General features: G+C 72.7%; 16 protein-coding genes. 7 read left to right on the plus strand and 9 right to left on the minus strand.

All coding sequences use genetic code 11. The annotated features are described in order from the left end of the window. Positions 1-16: 16 nt before the first annotated feature. From cydD to OIE53_RS18480, 3 genes are all read left to right on the plus strand, one after another. Complete coding sequence (gene cydD, locus OIE53_RS18470; protein ID WP_327022787.1) at positions 17-1,687, plus strand: thiol reductant ABC exporter subunit CydD; 1,671 nt, start codon at positions 17-19, stop codon at positions 1,685-1,687. Next, a complete protein-coding gene (gene cydC, locus OIE53_RS18475; RefSeq protein ID WP_327022788.1) occupies positions 1,684-3,456 on the plus strand; it encodes a thiol reductant ABC exporter subunit CydC in 1,773 nt (590 codons plus the stop codon). The genes cydD and cydC overlap by 4 nt, the downstream gene beginning before the upstream one ends. A gap of 67 nt (positions 3,457-3,523) precedes the next feature. Continuing rightward, a complete protein-coding gene (locus tag OIE53_RS18480) occupies positions 3,524-3,718 on the plus strand; it encodes a hypothetical protein (RefSeq protein WP_327022789.1) in 195 nt (64 codons plus the stop codon). Positions 3,719-3,756: 38 nt separating this feature from the next. On the opposite strand, the gene OIE53_RS18485 is transcribed toward OIE53_RS18480, so the two are convergent. After that, positions 3,757-4,098: a PadR family transcriptional regulator gene (locus OIE53_RS18485; RefSeq protein ID WP_327022790.1), complete on the minus strand. Its 342-nt coding sequence runs from the start codon at positions 4,096-4,098 to the stop codon at positions 3,757-3,759. Positions 4,099-4,213: 115 nt separating this feature from the next. Here OIE53_RS18485 and OIE53_RS18490 point away from each other — a divergent pair, with 115 nt between their 5' ends. Beyond that, positions 4,214-5,194: a DNA primase gene (locus OIE53_RS18490; protein WP_327022791.1), complete on the plus strand. Its 981-nt coding sequence runs from the start codon at positions 4,214-4,216 to the stop codon at positions 5,192-5,194. A 41-nt stretch (positions 5,195-5,235) separates the two neighbouring features. After that, complete coding sequence (locus OIE53_RS18495) at positions 5,236-7,602, plus strand: transposase (protein ID WP_327022792.1); 2,367 nt, start codon at positions 5,236-5,238, stop codon at positions 7,600-7,602. A gap of 315 nt (positions 7,603-7,917) precedes the next feature. On the opposite strand, the gene OIE53_RS18500 is transcribed toward OIE53_RS18495, so the two are convergent. The 4 genes from OIE53_RS18500 to OIE53_RS18515 all read right to left on the minus strand — a co-directional run bounded on the left by OIE53_RS18500 (position 7,918) and on the right by OIE53_RS18515 (position 12,844). Beyond that, positions 7,918-8,511, minus strand: a complete 594-nt coding sequence (locus OIE53_RS18500; RefSeq protein ID WP_327022793.1) for a GTP-binding protein — start codon at positions 8,509-8,511, stop codon at positions 7,918-7,920. A gap of 1 nt (position 8,512) precedes the next feature. Then, complete coding sequence (locus OIE53_RS18505) at positions 8,513-8,887, minus strand: DUF742 domain-containing protein (protein ID WP_327027273.1); 375 nt, start codon at positions 8,885-8,887, stop codon at positions 8,513-8,515. 100 nt (positions 8,888-8,987) lie between these two features. Further along, entirely contained in the window at positions 8,988-9,392 is a 405-nt protein-coding gene (locus tag OIE53_RS18510) for a roadblock/LC7 domain-containing protein (RefSeq protein ID WP_013731521.1), read from the minus strand. Next, the gene (locus OIE53_RS18515; RefSeq protein ID WP_327022794.1) at positions 9,389-12,844 is read right to left on the minus strand and encodes a sensor histidine kinase; all 3,456 of its coding nucleotides are present in this window, start codon (positions 12,842-12,844) and stop codon (positions 9,389-9,391) included. Before OIE53_RS18515 ends, OIE53_RS18510 begins: the two co-directional genes overlap by 4 nt. Before the next feature lie 460 nt (positions 12,845-13,304). Between OIE53_RS18515 and OIE53_RS18520 the strand changes: the two genes are divergently transcribed. Beyond that, positions 13,305-13,646, plus strand: a complete 342-nt coding sequence (locus OIE53_RS18520) for a hypothetical protein (protein WP_327022795.1) — start codon at positions 13,305-13,307, stop codon at positions 13,644-13,646. 16 nt (positions 13,647-13,662) lie between these two features. Here the strand turns inward: OIE53_RS18520 and OIE53_RS18525 are convergent, their stop codons facing one another. Beyond that, positions 13,663-14,742 (minus strand): adenosine deaminase, encoded by a 1,080-nt coding sequence (locus OIE53_RS18525; protein ID WP_327022796.1) that lies wholly within the window; start codon positions 14,740-14,742, stop codon positions 13,663-13,665. Positions 14,743-14,801: 59 nt separating this feature from the next. Here OIE53_RS18525 and OIE53_RS18530 point away from each other — a divergent pair, with 59 nt between their 5' ends. Continuing rightward, complete coding sequence (locus OIE53_RS18530) at positions 14,802-15,683, plus strand: putative RNA methyltransferase (RefSeq protein ID WP_327022797.1); 882 nt, start codon at positions 14,802-14,804, stop codon at positions 15,681-15,683. On the opposite strand, the gene OIE53_RS18535 is transcribed toward OIE53_RS18530, so the two are convergent. From OIE53_RS18535 to OIE53_RS18545, 3 genes are all read right to left on the minus strand, one after another. Continuing rightward, complete coding sequence (locus OIE53_RS18535) at positions 15,680-16,360, minus strand: DUF4272 domain-containing protein (protein WP_327022798.1); 681 nt, start codon at positions 16,358-16,360, stop codon at positions 15,680-15,682. The genes OIE53_RS18530 and OIE53_RS18535 overlap by 4 nt on opposite strands. A 108-nt stretch (positions 16,361-16,468) precedes the next feature. After that, complete coding sequence (locus OIE53_RS18540; RefSeq protein ID WP_327022799.1) at positions 16,469-17,749, minus strand: thymidine phosphorylase; 1,281 nt, start codon at positions 17,747-17,749, stop codon at positions 16,469-16,471. A 136-nt stretch (positions 17,750-17,885) separates the two neighbouring features. Further along, entirely contained in the window at positions 17,886-18,590 is a 705-nt protein-coding gene (locus tag OIE53_RS18545) for a cytidine deaminase (protein ID WP_327022800.1), read from the minus strand. Between the last annotated feature and the right edge of the window lie 6 nt (positions 18,591-18,596).

The raw sequence follows: 18,596 nt of genomic DNA on the forward strand, positions 1-18,596 counted from the left end.
GGGCGCTGGTGTACTGGTGAACCGCCGGCCCTTCGACCCGCGTCTGCTGCGCCGGGTCCCCGCCGCCCGGGGTGACCTGGCCCTGCTGGGGTTGCTCGGGGTACTCGCCGCCGGGTTGGTCGTGGCACAGGCCACCGCCCTGGCCACCCTGCTGGCCGCCGCCTTCACCGGTGAACTGAACCGTCCCGCCCTGGCCGGCTTCGTCGCCGCCGTGGCGGCCCGCTCGGTGCTGGTCTGGGCGCAGGGCACGGTGTCGGCGCGGCTGGCCGCCACGGTCAAGGCGGCGTTGCGGGCCGATCTGCTCGGCGCGGTCGCCCGACACGGCCCCGGCTGGGTGGCCGGCCAGCGGGCCGGTCAACTGGCCACCCTCGCCGGTCGCGGGCTGGACGCCCTGGACGCCTACTTCACCGGCTACCTGCCGCAACTGGTACTCAGCGTCACCGTGCCGGTCGCCGTGCTGGGCCGGATCTTCCTGGCCGACTGGAGTTCGGCCGTGATCATCGCGCTGACCCTGCCGCTGATTCCGATCTTCGGGGCCCTGCTCGGTTGGCAGGCCCAGGCCGCCACCGAACGCCAGTGGCGTCGGCTGTCCCGACTCGGCGGACATTTCCTGGACATGGTGGCCGGGCTGCCCACCCTGCGCGCCTTCGGCCGGGCGAAGGCCCAGACCGAGGCGGTACGCCGAATGGCCGACGGCCACCGGGTAGCCACCATGAAGACCCTGCGGATCGCCTTCCTCTCCGCCCTGGTGCTCGAACTGGTCGCCACCCTGTCCGTGGCCCTGGTCGCGGTGCCGGTGGGCATCCGGTTGCTCGGCGGCGGGCTGACCCTGCAGATCGCGCTGCTGGTGCTGCTGCTGACCCCGGAGGCGTACCTGCCGCTGCGGGCGGCCGGCAGCCGGTTCCACGCCAGCATCGAGGGGCTCACCGCCCTGGACGAGGCCTTCACCCTGACCGGCACCGCGCCGGCGCCGACGGCCCGCCCCGGGGTGTCGCCGGACGGGCGCGGCGAGATCAGGTTCGAGTCGGTGACGGTCGCCTACGACCGTACGGTGGCCCTGCGGGAGGTCTCGCTGACCATCCGGCCCGGGGAGCGGATCGCGATCATCGGGCCCAGCGGCGCCGGCAAGAGCACCCTGCTGGGCCTGCTGCTCGGCTTCGTCACCCCGACCCGTGGCCGGGTCACCGTGGGCGGGGTGGACCTCGCCGAGGCCGACCTCGACGGCTGGCGTCGGCAGGTGGCCTGGGTGCCGCAGCGCGCCCACCTGTTCGCCGCCTCCCTGGCCGACAACATCCGCCTCGGCACCCCCGAGGCATCCGCTACCGCTGTCGAGAAGGCGGTCACCGACGCCGCCCTGGACGAGGTGATCGCCGCCCTGCCCGACGGCCTGGACACCCTGCTAGGTGAGCGGGGGCACGGCCTGTCCAGCGGGCAGCGGCAGCGGGTCGCCCTGGCCCGGGCCTTCCTGCGGGACGCCCCCGTGGTGCTGCTCGACGAACCCACCGCCCGGCTGGACTCCGCCGCCGAGGCAGCGGTGTTGTCGGCCACCCACCGGCTGGTGGCCGGTCGTACCGCCCTGCTGGTCGCGCACCGGCCCGCCCTGCTCGCCGACGCCGACCGCATCCTGCGGGTCGAGGAGGGCCGGGTGACCGAGTTGACCCCCCAGCCGACCGGGGAGGGCCGATGAGCGCAGACGGATCCGTGCGCACCGGCAGCGCGATGCCGGAGTTGGTGGTGCTGCGGCTGGCCCGGCCGTACCTGAATCGACTGATCGGTGCCGGCCTGCTGGCAGCGGTCACCGAGTTCGCCGCGCTGGCCCTGATGGCCACGGCCACCTGGCTGTTGATGGCGGCTGCCGGTCAGCCGCCGCTGGACCGGCTGACGGTAGCGATCGTCGCGGTACGGGCCCTGGCCGTCAGCCGGGGGGTGTTGCGCTACACCGAACGGCTGGCCGGCCACGACGCGGTGCTGCGGCTCGTCACCGATGTCCGGACCCGGGTCTTCGCCACCCTGGCCGCCCGGCGCGGCGCGCCACCGCGCACCGGCGACGCGCTGAGCCGGCTGGTCTCCGACGTGGAGGCCGTGCAGGACCTGCTGTTGCGGGTCGTCGTGCCGGGTGCGGCGGCCGGTCTGGTTAGCCTGCTGGCGGTCGGGCTTACCGCCCTAGTCTCGCCCTCGGCCGCCCTGGTGCTGGCCACCGGGCTGCTGGTGGCCGGGGTTGCCCTGCCGGCGCTGGCCACCGTATTGACCCGGCGAGCCGCCGACGAGGTGGCGCCGCTGCGGGGTGCGCTGGCCGCCGACGCGGTCGACCTGACCCACGGCGCGGCCGACCTGGCCGCCTTCGGTGCGACCGGGACCGCCCTCGACGCGGCGCGGCGCCGCGCCGGTCAGCTGGCCCGGCTGGAACGTCGACTGGCCGTACGCGGCTTCGCCGTGGACGCCGCCGGGGTGCTGGTGGCCGGGCTGACCGCCGGTGCGGTGGTGTACGTGGCCCTGGGCGCCGGAGTGAACGGGGTACTCATCGGTGTGCTGGCGGTCGGCACCCTGGCCGCCGTGGAGATCGCCCTGGCCCTGGTCGGTGCGGCCCGGCAGTGGACCGCCCTCCGGGCCGGCCTGGCCCGGGTCGCCGCCCTCATCACCGACACCGAGCCCGCCCCCGGCACCCCGGCAACAGGCGCCGACGCCGGGGGCAGCACTCCTGACCTGCGGTTCGACCAGGTGACCGTGCGGTACCGCGAAGGCGCGCCCGCCGCCCTGGACGCCTTCGATCTCGACCTGCCGGCGGGGCGACGGGTGGCCGTGGTCGGACCGAGTGGCGCGGGCAAGAGCACCCTGGCGGCGGTGCTGACCGGTGCGGTGCGCCCGGACGGGGGTCGGGTCACCCTGGACGGGCGTGACCTCGGCGAGTACCCGCCCGAGGAGTTGCCGGGGGTGGTCGGCGGGCTGCTCGCCGAGGCGTACGTCTTCCACGCCACGGTCCGGGAGAACCTGCTGCTGGGGCGTCCCGGCGCTGACGAGCTGGCGCTTTTCGCCGCCGCCGAGGCGGCCGGTCTGGCCGACTGGGTCCGGGACCAGCCGGAGGGTTGGGAGACCGTGGTCGGCGAGGAGGGCGCGCAACTGTCCGGCGGTCAGCGGCAGCGTCTCGCCCTGGCCCGGGCCCTGCTCGCCGCCCCGGCCGTGCTGGTGCTCGACGAGCCGACCGAGGGGCTGGACCCGGTCGCCGCGGACGAGGTACTGGCCGGTGCCCTGGCCGCCGTTCCCGCCGGGCACTCCGTGTTGGTGATCTCCCATCGGCTGAGCGGTCTCGCCGGGCTGGACGAGATCGTGGTGCTGGACGCGGGACGGATCGTCCAGCGTGGCCGGCACGCGGAGCTGATCGCCATCCCCGGCTGGTACCGGGACCAGTGGCGGTTGCAGCAGGCTGCTGAGCACGGCTATCTGGCGGTTTCCGGCTGACCCTGGGGCATTTCCCGGACGGCGGGACGGCCGTCCGGCTGGCAGCATGAAGCCATGCCGGTCGGTGATGACGTTCTGGTCGAGGAGCACCTGCGCCAGTTGGCCGCCCGGCTGCACGGGCTGGTCGATCGTGTTGTGGGACGCGGCCCTCACCTGGCCACCAATGATCGTCGGGATGGTGGTCGCGGCGGCGGCGCATCTCTGGCTGGGCCGGGCCGCGCACACCTGGCTGCTTGCCGCCCGACGGTTGGCCACCCGGTAGTGGTGTCTCACCCCCACCTTCCAGATGACTCGCAGTGATCAGCCTGATGCCGCCGAGGGCGGGTTGGCGTCCAGGACCCGCCCGACGGTCGCGGTGAATTCGCGCCACCCCGCTCGCTGCTCGGCCAGGGTGCGTCGGCCGGCGTCGGTCAGCTCGTACGTCCGCCGCTCTCGACCGTTGACGGTGCTCCAGACGCTGGCCACGTGCCCGGCCCGCTCCAGCCGACGCAACGCCGGGTAGACCGTGCCGGTGGGCAGATCCAGCCGGCCGTCGCTGCTGGCCCGCAGCGCCTCGATGATGGCGTAGCCGTGCAGGGCGCCCCGCTCCAGCACGGCGAGCAGCAGAGAGTCGAGGTGACCGTGCAGCGCCTGGGCGTTCATGCGTAGAGACGCTACTTGTCGGACGACACCCCCGCCACCGGGGCGGGCACCGGTCACCCAGCGCAGCCAACTAGGGTATGTGCCCAGAGTCACTCGCCGGCACCCGCGCCGGTGGGTGGGCAGCCCGACGCACACGGAGGTCACCGTGGCCCGCCAGTCGCCTCAACGGCCGGACGCCGACGAGCCCGAGCTCGATGACACGACCGGCCCCGCCGAGCCGGACGCCACCGACGAGTCGGAGGCCACCACCGCCGCCGATTCCGGTGCATCCCGCGCCCTCTGGGAGGAGCTGCGGATCGACCCGGTGGAGATCGCCCTGCCTGCCGGCACCGGTTTCACCCTGCGGGCGTACCGGCCGGCCAATGAGCTGACCCCGACCGATGTCGCCGAGCGTGACGCCGACGACCCCTTCCTGGCCCGCCGCCAGGTGGTCGAGGCCGAGGAGGACGACGACGATGAGGTCGTCATCCTCGACGAGGAGATCGCCCGCGAGTTCGCCGAGAGCGAGGACGAGGAGAAGCGGGCCAAGGCCGGCGACTCCGACGCCAAGGACTCCGACGAGGACGACAAGGAAGACTCCGACGCCAAGGCCACCGACGAGGCCGGCGACGAGGAGGTGCCGATCTTCCTCAGTCACCGGGGACGGCTGCTGCTGTTCAAGACCCCCGAGTCGCTGGTGAGCTTCGTTCGCTCCGGGGCCCCGAACGACCTTTCTCAGCTGGACAGCTGGAATGAATTGTCCGAACGGGTGGAGCCGGCCGACATCGCGCCCCGCGACGAGGACATCTACGAGCTCGACCTCGTGGTGGAGAACCTGCGCGGTGGGCACGACACCTGGGACCCGACCCTGCTCATCGAGGCCGGCGAGGTAGCCCGGGACCTGTCGTACGCGCTGCGTCTGCCCGCCGTGCTCGACATGCTCTCCGCCGGCTCCAGCCTCGATGACCTGGACGAAGCGTTGCGGGCCTCCGCCAATGGCGGAATCGGCGGTTTCCTGGGGCGTCGCCGGCTGAAGAAAATCGGGGCACAAACCGCAAGTCTCGGCTGGCGGACGATTGTCGGAAAGATCTCTGCGGTCGTGGACTGGCGCGACTGAGCCACACCAGGGAGCATCAGTCTCTGGCAGAGCTAAGCCCTGTGTCCCGGGAGGAGGACGACGCCGTGGCGCTCGTGCGCGTGTACTGCGGTCTGGCCTCGGCGGATCCGGCCGACCGACCGGCCTCGGCCGGATCGACGCTTACGTCCGCTGTGGTCGACGACGCGGGCCGGCTGCTGCACGTCTGCGAGGTCGGCGACGACCCGGCGGGCTACGCCCGGCTGGTCACCCTGCTCGTGGACCGCTCCGGCGGGCCGAGCGGAGCGGCCATCGCCGCTGACACCGACGACCACACCGTCACCTCACTGCTCAGCGCCGCTGGCCGTCCGTTGGCGATCGCGGACGACGACTCGGTGGACGACTTCGCCGAGCGGTTCGCCGACGACGACTCCATCGAGGAGATGCAGTCTCCCCCGGCGGTACGGCGGGCGGTCGGCCTGGCTCGTGCCCTGCAGGCCGGCGCCCTGTCGGCCGTCACCCTGCCGGCCCCCCGGGACCTGGCCGGCTACAAGCAGATACTTTCCGCGCACGCCGCGCTGACCAGTGGTCGACACTCTGCCGCGGTGGCCCTGCGTGAGGTGCTGCGTGAGCTGTACCCGGCCGCCCTGCGGGCCTTCCCGGACCCGGCGGAGTCGATCCCCTTGGCGGTGCTGGAGGCCCTGCCCGAGCCGAGCATGCTCACCGATGCCGGTCGGGACGCCGCCGTCACGGCCGACGCCGTAGCCGCCCAGCTCGCCGCCGACGGGGTGGGCGACCCGGCCGCGATCGACGAGGCGGTCACCGCGCTGCGGGTGGCCATCTCCGAGACCCCCCGCCGGTCCACGGTCAACCGGGCCCTGACCTCGGCCGCCGCCGAGACCATCCGGCAGACGGTCGCCAGTGTGCGGGCCTGTGACGCCGGCTGCGAGGCGCTGGTCGGGGCACTGCACGCTCGTACCAGCGGCCCGGCCCAGGCCACCAGCCCGACCCAGGCCACCGGCCGTCGGGCCGCCGCCCGGCGCGGCGAGCCGGTCGGGGAACTGGCCACCGCCGCCAGCGCAGCCGGCCTGCGTGCCGTACGCCCCACCGGCCCGGAGCCGGCCGGCGGACGCCGCGCCCGGCCCGAGCCCGTGTCGGGCAACGTCGCACCGCCGGCACCCCGGCCGACGGGTCCGCCGCCGGTGGCACCGGCCCCGGTCACCCCGCCGCCGGTCGCACCGCCGCCGGTCACCCCGGCCCCGATCGCGCCAGCCGCGGTAGCCGGACCTCCCGTCTCGGCGCCGCCCGCGCGTCCCGAGTCCGCCGGATCCCGGGTCGAGGGGCCCTCGAACCGGCCGATCTCCACCCCACCCCCGCCGCCCGGGATCACTCCGATCGCGCCGGCGCCACGCGGCTCGATCCCGCCCGCCGAGGCCGGCGAGCCGTTCCGGCCGACCCTGACCACCGCGGCGATCAACAGCGCCCGGGCGGAACGGCAACGCACCGTCATCCCGCCTCGGCCGAAGACCAACGCGGCCCCGCCGGCCCCGACGCCGGGATTCAGCCCCACCGACCTCAACGTGCCGGTGCCGACGCCCCGTCCTGGGCAGGAGCCGCCGGCCGCACCCGGGTCGCGCGCCAACTGGCCGTTGGTCAACAACCCGGAGAACCCCACCGACACCCCGGCCCGCAATCCCGGCGGGTACGACGACCGCAACCGGGACGTCGGCGCCGAGGCCGGGCCGGAACTGACCCCGGAACGCCGGGTGACCCCACCCTGGCTCGCCGACGACCTGCCGCCGGAGCCTCCGGTGCTGCGGCTCGTCGAGCCGCCGCCGCTGGCCGACCGCGCCTTGCGTAACCCGGAAGAGTCCTCCCTGGAGAACCCGCCGCTGCGGCTGGTGGACCGGGCCAGGGAGGAGCAGCGCGGGCACCTGGCCGAACGGCTTGACTCGCCGCCACTGCCGTCGCGCCGGCCGGCCCCGCCGATCGAGCACCGGCCCTCGCCGATCTCCGACGAGGGCGACGGTGACCTGCTGATCTTCGCGCAGGCCAAGTCGGCCTGGTTCGTCGGGCACGGCGAGGACGCCGATCTGAACTGGTCGAGCAAGGCCGACACCGGCTGGCAGGCCGCCGAGCAGGCCGCCCGCCCGGCGGTGGGTGCCGCGACGGACGCCGGTCTGCCCAAGCGCGTACCGCAGGCCAACCTGGTGCCCGGCTCCCCGCTGCGCGAGGAGCGTCCACTGCGGATCGTGCGGGACGCGGCCAGCCTGGCCGAGAACACCACCGGCTACTTCCGTGGCTGGCGTCGGGGCCAGGAGATCGGCGGGTTCGCCGTCGGTGGGCGGCCGGGCCGGGAAGCGGCCGGGGGTTGGGACTTCAGCCGGGACACCGGCGACCGCGACGACGATCGGGAGTACGAGTACCGCTCCGCCGGCTACCGTTCCTGACCGCCTCGGTTCCTGGTCCCGCCTCGGTCCCTGACCAGTAGGTGATCCCGCCCGGCCCGCCGTTGGAGGGCGTACCCGGGCCTGCCACACCCGCCGGAGGATTCACGCGGGCCGCCACAGTGGCCGGAGCCGTCCGAACCGGCGACAGTGATGGTTCTTCCTCCGCCCGGGCCCTCCGCGCTCTCAGATGGACGCTCACCGGGTCGACATGACCGGGTGGCCGGAGCGGGGCGGCTCAGGCCCGGATTCGGCTGCGCACAGCAACCAGCGCCCGGTGTCGGCCGGAGCCGTCACCGGGCGCTGCGAAGCGAGGTGTCAGGCCGGGGCCACGGCCCGCGAGCGGCGCATGGTGAGCACGTACTCGACGAGGGAGATCAGCACGTGCTTCGTCGACTCCCGGTTCCGGGCGTCACAGGCCACGACCGGTACATCGTTGGAGATCGCGAGAGCCTCGCGGACATCCTGGGGGTCGTGGTACTGCATTCCGTCGAAACAGTTGATGGCCACCAGGTAGGGCAGCCGCCGATGCTCGAAGAAGTCGATCGCCGCGAAGCAGTCGGCCAGCCGCCGGGTGTCCACCAGGACCACCGCGCCGATCGCGCCCCGGACCAGCTCATCCCACATGAACCAGAAGCGGGTCTGACCCGGCGTACCGAACAGGTACAGGATCAGGTCACGATCGATCGAGATACGGCCGAAGTCCATGGCCACCGTGGTGGTCGTCTTCCCCGGCACCTGCCGGGTGTCGTCGACGCCCACCCCGGCGGAAGTCATGATGGCCTCGGTGGTCAGCGGCGTGATCTCCGAGACCGAACCGACCAGCGTCGTCTTGCCGACGCCGAATCCGCCGGCGATAACGATCTTCGCCGACGTCACGCGCCCGCTCGGGACCGGCGGCCGGTGCGACATGTCAGAGCCTGCGAAGTCCACTCAGCACCCTCTCCAGCAGTTCAGTGCCCACCGCGTCGTCCGAGTCGTCCAGGATGGTCGGCTCGTGGACCGCGACCAGGCCGTCCGTCGCCATGTCGGCGATGAGCACCCGGGCCACCCCGAGCGGAAGCTGCATCCGCGCCGCGATCTCGGCGAGCGACTGCACGCGTCCGTCACACAGCGCGGCGATGTACTGGTGTTCACGGCCTTGACCAGCGTTGCCAGTGGCAACGGCCCGACCGCGCACCGTCGTCTCGACCAACGCCTCCAAGGCGATGTCGAGGCGGGGACGGGTACGACCGCGGGTAACGGCGTAGGGACGGACCAACGCACCGGTCGGCTCGTCACGATCCATGTCGCCGCTCACCTCCTTCGTACCCGGCACCGGAAACCACCGGTGCTACCCGTCGTATGCAGTGTTGTCGCCCCGCCCGCCCCACCGGCTGGCGTGACGATCAGCCCATCATCCCCACAGCCGTACGCGGCTGCGGGGTCAGGGCGTCGCCCACCCGGTCCACGAGCAGGGCCATCTCGTAGCCGACCTGTCCCACGTCGCAGCTGCGGGCCGCGAGCACCGCGAACGACGACCCGTCGGAGATCGACATCAGGAACAGGAAGCCGTTGTCCATCTCGACCACGGTCTGCAACACGGCACCGCCCTCGAAGCACCGGGCCGCGCCCTGGGTCAGGCTGACCAGGCCGGAGGCGATCGCCGCCAGCTGGTCCGCCCGGTCCCGGGGAAGGTCGCGTGACGACGCCAGGAGCAGGCCGTCCGCGGAGACGGCGACCGCGTGGGCGACACCGGGTACCCGATCGGCGAAGTTGGCCAGCAGCCAACCGAGATCCTGCGTACTAGTCATCCTTCTTGCTCCTTCTGCCTGCTCCCGGCCACCGGGCCTGAGCCAGACTGCGAGGATTGCGGCCCGCCCGGAGTCCCCTCCGGGCCGGTCGGGTTGCCGTCCGACGGGTTGTTGCGCCCCCGCTGGACACCCCGGTGATAGGCGGAAAGCAGCCCGCGCACCGATTCCGGGTTGCGTCGCTGCACCGAGTTGGTGGGCTTCTCCACCGCGCCCGGAACGAGCTGCGCCATCGGCGTGCGCTTGGGCAGCCCGGTCTGGGTGGTGCCGGCGGCCGGCGCCTGACTGGCGGCGGAGGCCGCCCGCCAGCCGTCGTCGGCCGCAGTCTGCCACACGCTCTCCGGCGATGGCGGACGGAAGGCGGGTCGGCTTTCGGCAGCACCGGGGCGCAGGCCGCCGTTCGCTGCGGTGCCGTTCCCACCCGGCCCGCCTGCGGCCGTCGGAGTCTCTGCCATCGGTGCGTTACCTGTCGTCCCGGTCTGGTTCTGCTGGCTGGGCCGACCGGCGGTGTCGACCGTGGAGAACTGCTGGGTAGGTGCCCCGTTCGCCGCCGGCTGGCGGGCACCTGCGGACTCTTCCGGGCCGGAACGGCGGGTACGGAACCACGCCGACTCGAGCTCCCGGAAGATCGGCAGCTCCATCGTCTCATCCGCGTACCGCTGCCGGTTCTGCACCTGCGGCGGCGTGGGGATGGTCGGCGGGGCCGGCCGGGCAGGGGGTGCCGGCTGTGCTGCCGGACGCGGCACCCGAGGCAGCTCCGTGGTCATGTCCAGGGCGGCGGCCAGCCGCTCCGGCACGGCCGGGGCCGGAGGCTCACCGGCGACCGGCGGCCAGGCCGGTGGTGCCGAGGTGGCCGGGCCGGCCGAGACCGGACGCTGGGGCAAGGAGCTACCGGGCGGAGGCGAGATCGGTGCGGCCGAAACCGGTTGACCGGAGACCGGGGCCGCCGAGACCGGCGGGGCGGAGTACGGCGTGCCCGAGACCGGCGGCGAGGAGACCGGCGGGATGGGTGGTGCCGACACCGCGGGCGGAGCGTACGGCCCGACCTCGGGGCTGCTCGGCAGCTGACGGGGGATGGCGTGCTGCCCGCCGCCACCCTGCTCCTCGGCGGCCCGCCGCTGCGGCAGCGGATCGGCCGGCTGGCCGTTGGTGGAGCGGGGGGTGAAGCTGTTGGCACCGCCGGTGACGCCGCTGGCGCCGGTGAGGTCCGACCAGGCGGGCAGGTTGCCGGCACCGGCCACGGTGGCCGGGTTGCCCGCACCGTTGCGGTTGGCCGGCTCGAAGGGCCGACCGCCCAGGGTCACCTGGTTACCGGAGCCGCCGACCCCCGGTGCCGGGGCGGCCGGGTTCGCCGGCGCGCTCGGGCCGTTGCCCAGGGCGGGCAGGGCCCCGAAGGCGGGGGACGGTCCGGCCGGTGCGGGCAGGGCGGCGGGCTGCGGGCCACGGCCCGAGAGGGCCCGGGGCACCAGCACGGTGGGGGGCAGGGTGACATCAGCCACCGTGCCGCGATCGGTGCCGGGGCGCAGCTCGACCTTGACGGCGTGCCGGGAGGCCAGCCGGGCGACCACGACCAGGCCCATCATCCGGGAGACCGCCACGTCCACCTGGGGCGGAGTGGCCAGTCGTTCGTTCAGGTCGGTCAACTGCTCGGGGCTGATCCCGATGCCCCGGTCCTCGACGTACAGGGAGGCGCGGTCGCCGACCCGGCGGGCCTCGACCAGCACCTGCGAATCCGGCGGCGAGAAGGCGGTGGCGTTGTCGAACAGCTCGGCGACGAGGTGCACGAGGTCGTTCACCGCGTGCGCGGCCACCTCGATGTCGCGGTCGATCACCCCGAACTCGATCCGGGTGTAGTGCTCGACCTCCGACTGGGCGGCGCGCAGCACGTCGATCAGGGCGGCCGGCTCGCGCTGCACCCGGGTCGAGTCGGCACCGGCGAGGACCAGCAGGTTCTCGTCGTTGCGGCGCATCCGGGTGGCCAGGTGGTCCAGCTGGAACAGCTCGGCCAGCCGGTCCGGGTCCTCCTCGCCGCGCTCCAGCCGGTCCAGGTGCCCGATCAGCCGGTCGACCAGAATCTGCGACCGGCGAGCCAGGTTGACGAACATGGTGGCCACCGATGCCCGCAGCGCGGCCTGCTCGGCGGCGGTACGGACGGCCTCCAGGTGGACCGCGTTGAAGGCCTCGGTCACCTGACCGAACTCGTCGCGGCTGCGGACCGGCAGCGGCTCGGCGATCTGGTTGGCCAACTGCACCGGGGAGAGCTGCCCGGTGACCTGCGGATCCCGCAGTCGGGCCACGGCCTGGGGCAACCCGTACTGGGCGACGGAGAGCGCACCCTGGCGCAGTTCACGCAGCGAGCGGGCCATCGAGCGGGCCACCAGGTAGGCCAGGATGATGGCCAGCAGCAGCATGCTCAGCAGCAGACCGGTCTCCAGGAACACCTGACGCTGCACGTCGGAGCGGAGCTCCGCGGCCTGGGTCTGCACGTCGGAGTCGAACTTCGCCTCCACCGTACGGATCAGCTTGCCGTTGGCGACCAGCGCGGCGTCCCACTGGTCGGCGTTGAAGGAGACCCCGGAGAGATCCGGGGAGGTGTCCGCGTTGACCTGGCTGATGTAGATCGTGGCCTGCCGGCGGTCACCACCGCCGATGGTCTGGGCGTGGTACTCCGCCTCCTCCTCGGTGGCCACCGAGGTGAAGCTCTGCTGGGCCTGCTGCTGGCCGGTCTCGCTGGCGATGTAGTCCGTCCGCAGGGCGGAACTCATGCCCCGCTGGAGAGCCCGGTGCACCACGACCCGGCGTACGGAGAGCCACTCCTTCTCCCGGGCCACGGCGGCCGCTGCCCGCATCCGGTCGCTGAGCTCGTTGTCACCGGCCAGCTGGCTGGCCGAGTCGCGGATGGTGAGCATCTGGTTGATCAGCTCGTCGTAGGACTGGAGGGCATCCGTGATCTTGAACTTGCCGTTGAAGACCTGGCTACGGGTGCCCGGCAGGTCGGTCAGCCGCCCGTCGATCTGGTTGAGCAGCCCGGCGAGGCTGGCCGGCAGGTCGGTGAGCTCGGACCGCTGCTGGGAGTAGGGGACCTTGAACTCGTCGACCCGGTTCGACACCTCGTTGTAGAGGGCGGTGTACTTCTTCTTCTCTTCCGGCTCGGGCTGCCCCTGCTGCTGCGGCGGCACCCCCAGCAGCAGCACCGCTGCGGTCCGCTCGTCCTGCAGGCCGTCCACCAGGGCACCGGAGTGGCCGATGAGCTGGGCGAGGTCACCAGCACGGTTGGCGTCACCCAGCGAATCCAGGTGGTCCAACAGGCCGCTGGTACCCACGACGACCGTGGCGATGGTCGGCACGATCATGATGAGACCGAGCTTTGACCAGATCGGCATGTCGCGGAGCCGACCAGTCGGCCGGCCCAGACGCGACAGGAAGGAACCTGCCGTCTTCGGCCGTTTGCTCACGTCACCGCCCTCGTGATTGCAGCGTCCGCGTTGCCTGCGGGCAACGCCCAGCAGCCGACCCGGTGGGTCGGACCATCCGAGATTCCATCACGCCCGTCGACAAAGAGAAAGCCCAGGTTGGCCCTAGCTGGCGGTGTGATGAGATGTTGATGCAATTTGATCGCGGTCCGTCTGTCCGGAGTCACTTAAAGTAATGAGCACCATGCGCCGAGTCGTCCTACTTGCCGGTCCTTCTGGCTCTGGAAAGTCGTACATAGCGCGTCAAACAGGACTTCCGGTCCTCTGCCTGGACGACTTCTACAAGGACGGCGATGACCCTACGTTACCTCGACGGAACGGGCAGATCGACTGGGAATCGCCCGCTTCCTGGGATGCCGTCACTGCCGTGGAGACCATTGCCCAACTGGTTCGTCACGGTCAGGCAGACGTGCCGGTCTATGCCATAAATGAGGATCGCCGGGTGACCACCCGACGATTTGATCTGGCCGATGCGCCACTTTTCGTCGCCGAAGGGATTTTCGCTGCCGAGATCGTCGAGGAATGCCGACAACGCGGCCTGCTGGCCGGGGCGTACGCCCTGCGTCGGCCGCGTGGGGCGACCTTCCTGCGACGGTTGAGCCGGGATCTCGCCGAGCAGCGCAAGGGCCCCCGGGTGCTGCTGCGGCGCGGGATGGCCCTGCTGCGCGCCGAACCGGCCGTGCTGCGTCGACAGACCGGCCTCGGCGCGGAGGCGGCCCGCGGCCGGGAGGTGCTGCGCCGGGTGGCCCACCTGCGCGCCGCAGGTGGGCCACCCGTGCGGTGAGGCCGGGCCCCGGCTCTCAGCCCAGCAGCTTCGCGTACGCCGGCTTGATCACCTCGTCGATGATCTGAAGGCGCTCGTCGAAGGGGATGAAGGCGCTCTTCATCGCGTTGATGGTGAACCACTGCAACTCGCGCCAGCCGTAGCCGAAGGCGTCGCAGAGCAGGGCCATCTCCCGGGAGACCGAGGTGCCGCTCATCAACCGGTTGTCGGTGTTGACGGTCACCCGGAACCGCAGGTCACGGAGCAGTCCGATCGGGTGCTCGGCGATCGAGGGGGCAGCCCCGGTCTGCACGTTCGACGAGGGGCACAACTCCAGCGGGATGCGCTTGTCCCGCACGTACGCGGCCAGCCGACCGAGCACCGGCTGGGCACCGGGGGTGATGTCGTCGACGATGCGTACCCCGTGGCCCAGGCGGTCCGCCCCGCACCACTGGATGGCCTGCCAGATCGAGGGCAGCCCGAAGGCCTCACCGGCGTGGATGGTGAAGTGGAAGTTCTCCCGCTGGAGGTATTCGAAGGCGTCCAGGTGCCGGGTGGGCGGGAAGCCCGCCTCCGCCCCGGCGATGTCGAAGCCGACCACCCCGTGGTCGCGGTGCCGGACGGCCAACTCGGCGATCTCCTGCGAGCGGGCCGCGTGCCGCATCGCGGTCAGCAGGGTGCCGACCCGGATCGGGGTACCGGACTCGGCGGCCAGGGCGCTGCCCTCGGCGAACCCGGCCAGCACCGCCTCGACCACCTCGTCCAGGCTCAGGTCCCGTTCCAGGTGCTGCTCCGGCGCGAACCGCACCTCGGCGTAGACCACCCCGTCGGCGGCCAGGTCCAGGGCGCACTCCCGGGCCACCCGACGCAGCGCGGCGGGGGTCTGCATCACGGCCACGGTGTGCGCGAAGGTCTCCAGGTAACGCTCCAACGACCCGGAGTCGGCCGCCGCCACGAACCACCGGCCCAACTCCTGGGGGTCGGTGGTGGGCAGCGGATGTCCGATCTCGGCAGCCAGGTCGATGATCGTCGCAGGTCGCAGGCCGCCGTCCAGGTGGTCGTGCAGCAGCGCCTTGGGTGCCTTGACGATGTCCTCGTACCGCAGAGTCGTGACCATGCTCTGACCCTAGTACCCTGCGCCGACCCTCCCCAGCCGACAGCGGGGACAATGACCGGGTGACCGCAGTTGGACCGGATCCCCGGGTCGTCGAGCGCCTGCGTTGCCCGGTCTGCGGCGAGGGGCTGACCATCACCGCCGATGGCGGCCAGGCCCTGCGCTGTCCACGCCGGCACAGCTTCGACATCGCCCGGCAGGGTTACGTCAACCTGCTGACCGGTAGGGCCCCGCACCTCGGCGACACGACGGAGATGATCGCCGCGCGGGCCCAGTTCCTGGCCGCCGGCCACTACGACATCATCTCCACCGCCCTGGCCGAGGCCGCCGCGCGCCACCTACCCTCCCCACCCGCCGGTACGGCGCGGGCGTACCCCCTGGTGGTGGATGCCGGAGCGGGCACCGGTCGGCACCTCGCGGCGGTGCTGGCGGCGGTGCCGGCGGCGGTCGGTCTGGCGCTGGACATCGCCAAGCCCGCGGTACGCCGGGCCGCCCGGGCACACCCGCGCGGCAGCGCCGCCCTGGCCGACACCTGGCAGCGGCTGCCGTTGGCGGACGCCTCGGTGGCGCTGCTGCTGAACGTCTTCGCCCCCCGCAACGGGCCGGAGTTCCGCCGGGTCATCGACCCGGCCGGGCGGCTGCTGGTGGTCACCCCGACCGCCGAGCACCTGACCGAACTGGTCGACGCCCTGGGTCTGCTGCGGGTCGACCCGGCCAAGGTGGACCGGGTGGCGGCCAGCCTCGGGGACCACTTCGTCGAGGAGTCCAGCACCGTGCACCGGCGGGAGTTGACCCTGTCGCATGCGGAGGTGGCCACCCTGGTCGGCATGGGGCCGAGCGCCTGGCACGCCGACCCGGCGGGGTTGGCCGACCGGATCGGGGGCCTGGGCGAGCCGGTCCGGGTGCGGATGGCGGTCCGGCTGGGGGTGTACCGCCCCCGCTAGGTGGAGAGATCCACCTCTTCCCAACCCGGGGGTTCGTCGTGGTACGGCCCGCGCAGGATCACCGCCCACTCCAGGGCCCATCGTCGCTGGCCGATCGCGTTGGCGTCGACCAGGCCGGGCAGCACCCCACCGGCCCGGTCCACCTCAAGGTAAGCCCAGTCCAGGCAGTAGTGCAGGTCCAGCAGGGCCGCCGCGTCCGCCGGATGTTGCGGCGCGGTCAGGATGCGGGAGCGCCACTGCGGGAAGGTCTCCCCCTCGACGATGTTCGGCAGTCGCTCCACCAGCCGCTCGTCCACCGCCAGGGTGGGGTCCAGCTGCTTGGTCAGGCCGAGCACCCAGGCCAGCGAGAACACCGCGTCGTGGTGCAGGACGAACGAACGGTGGTCCCCCTTGGCCCCGGTGACGAACTGGAACTCCGGCGGGGTGACCATCTCCACCAGATGCGAGGCCAGCAGCCAACTCATCGCCGCCCGGGCCGGCATGCCGAAGCAGCGGGCCAGGATCAGATGCAGTACCGCGATCCGCGCCTCGATCTCCACGGTGGGCCGCAGCTCGATCCGGTCGCCCGGCTCCCACACCAGCGGAAACTGCGGAGGTGGCAGCGGCAGCCCCAACCGGGACAGCTCCTCCAGGCTCGCCTCACGCACTTCCCGGGGGTCCGGGGCAGGAACGATCACAGCAAGATCCCTGTCTGCTAACGGCCTCGCGGCGCCGGCGGTCCCCCCTGGCCTGCGAGAGTAGCGGCCCGAATGGTCGGGCACCATGGGTCAAGAGGGCGGGTCGACTCACTCGATTCGTTCGATCACCAGCGGGGTCGATGCCGGTGGCTGCGCCGCCACGGTCACCGCCGAGGCCGCCTGCGCCAGTGCGGCCGGGATGCTCTCGGCCCGCTCGGCGCGCAACTCGTACAGCGGCTCGCCGGCCCGCACCGGGTCACCGGGGCGCTTGTGCAGCACCACCCCCGCGGGCACGCTGACCGGGTCCTCCTTGCGGGCCCGGCCGGCACCCAGTCGCCAGGCCGCAACCCCCATGGCGTACGCGTCGATCGCCGCCACGTGGCCGTCGGAGTCCGCCCGGACCACCTCCACCTCGGGGGCCTGGGGCATCGGGGCATCCGGGTCGCCCCCCTGGGCGCGGATCATCGCGCGCCACACGTCCATCGCCCGCCCGTCCCGCAGGGCGGCGGCCGGATCGGCGTCGGTCAGCCCGGCGGCGTCGAGCATCTCCCGGGCCAGGGCCAGGGTCAGTTCCACCACGTCGGCGGGGCCGCCACCGGCGAGCACCTCGACGGACTCGGTCACCTCCACCCCGTTGCCGATGGTCAGACCTAGGGGGGTGGACATGTCGGTGAGCAGGGCCACGGTCTTCACCCCGTGCGCGCCACCCAGTTCGACCATGGTCCGGGCCAACTGCCGGGCATCGTCGACGGACTTCATGAACGCGCCGGAGCCGACCTTGACGTCGAGCACCAGGGCCCCGGTGCCCTCGGCGATCTTCTTGCTCATGATCGAGCTGGCGATCAGCGGAATCGCCTCCACCGTGCCGGTGACGTCGCGCAGCGCGTACAGCTTGCGGTCGGCCGGGGCCAGCCCCGACCCGGCGGCGCAGATGACCGCGCCGATGTCGCGCAGCTGCGCGATGAACTCCTGGTTGCTCAGCGCGGCCCGCCACCCGGGAATGGACTCCAGTTTGTCCAGGGTGCCGCCGGTGTGCCCCAGCCCTCGGCCGGACAGCTGCGGCACGGCCGCACCGCAGGCCGCCACCAGCGGGGTCAACGGCAGAGTGATCTTGTCACCGACCCCACCGGTGGAGTGCTTGTCCACGGTGGGCCGGGCCACCGAGGACAGATCAAGCCGCTCACCGCTGGCGATCATCGCGGCGGTCCACCGGGCGATCTCCGCCGGGGTCATCCCGTTGAGCAGGATCGCCATGGCCAGCGCCGACATCTGCTCGTCGGCCACCACCCCCCGGGTGTACGCATCCACCACCCAGTCGATCTGCGAGTCGGAGAGCACCCCCCCGTCCCGCTTCACCCGAATAACATCAACCGCCGCAAACCCACTCATCAGACAGCTCTTCCCTAGTCGCATGGTGATACCGGTTCGCCCACCGCACCCACCGAGGGGATGGGCCGACCGGGACCGGCGGAGGGATCAAGCCTGACCGCCCGGAGCCGGTCCCGGTCGGCCCATCCCCCCAAGCTCAGCCACCCCAGCGATCCGGAACCTCCGCCGGCGGCTCACCCTCACCAGCCCAGAAGATCGCGCCGGACGCGTCCACCACCACGACCCGAGGCGTCCGCGCCAACCCCCAGCTGATCGCCTCAGCCGGATCGCCCCAGCTCGGCCCCTCCTCCAGCACCCCGGTCTCGGCCCCCGCGTCCTCGCCGGAGGACCGTTCCCAGTACGCCGTCCAGATCTGCTGCCCGGCGGACAGGTCGGGGTGTACGAAGACGGTGCCCCGGCCACGCCAGGCGGCCAACCGGGCGGGTACCTCCGGCACCGACTGCTCGCCGGTGACCGCCTCCAGGTCGCCCACGTCGAAGGCGTGCGGCAGCAGTTCGGACATCCGCAGCGGCCCGCTCCTGGCCTCGATCAGGCAGTCCGGTCCACCCTGTTCCCAGAGCAGCTGCCGGCACCGTCCGCACGGCATCAGCGGCTCACCGGTGGCGTCGACGCAGGACAGCGCGACGATCCGGCCTCCCCCGGTGGCGTGCAGGGAGGAGACCACTCCGCATTCGGCGCAGAGCACCACGCCGTACGCGGCGTTCTCGACGTTGCAGCCGACCACGATCCGGCCGTCGTCGACAAGCGCCGCCGCTCCCACCGGGAAGTTCGAGTACGGCACGTACGCGTGCCGCATCACCTCGGTGGCCGCGGCCCGCAGCCGCCCCCAGTCGATCTCCATGCTCCG

The organism is Micromonospora sp. NBC_01739 (assembly GCF_035920385.1).
GTDB lineage: Bacteria > Actinomycetota > Actinomycetes > Mycobacteriales > Micromonosporaceae > Micromonospora.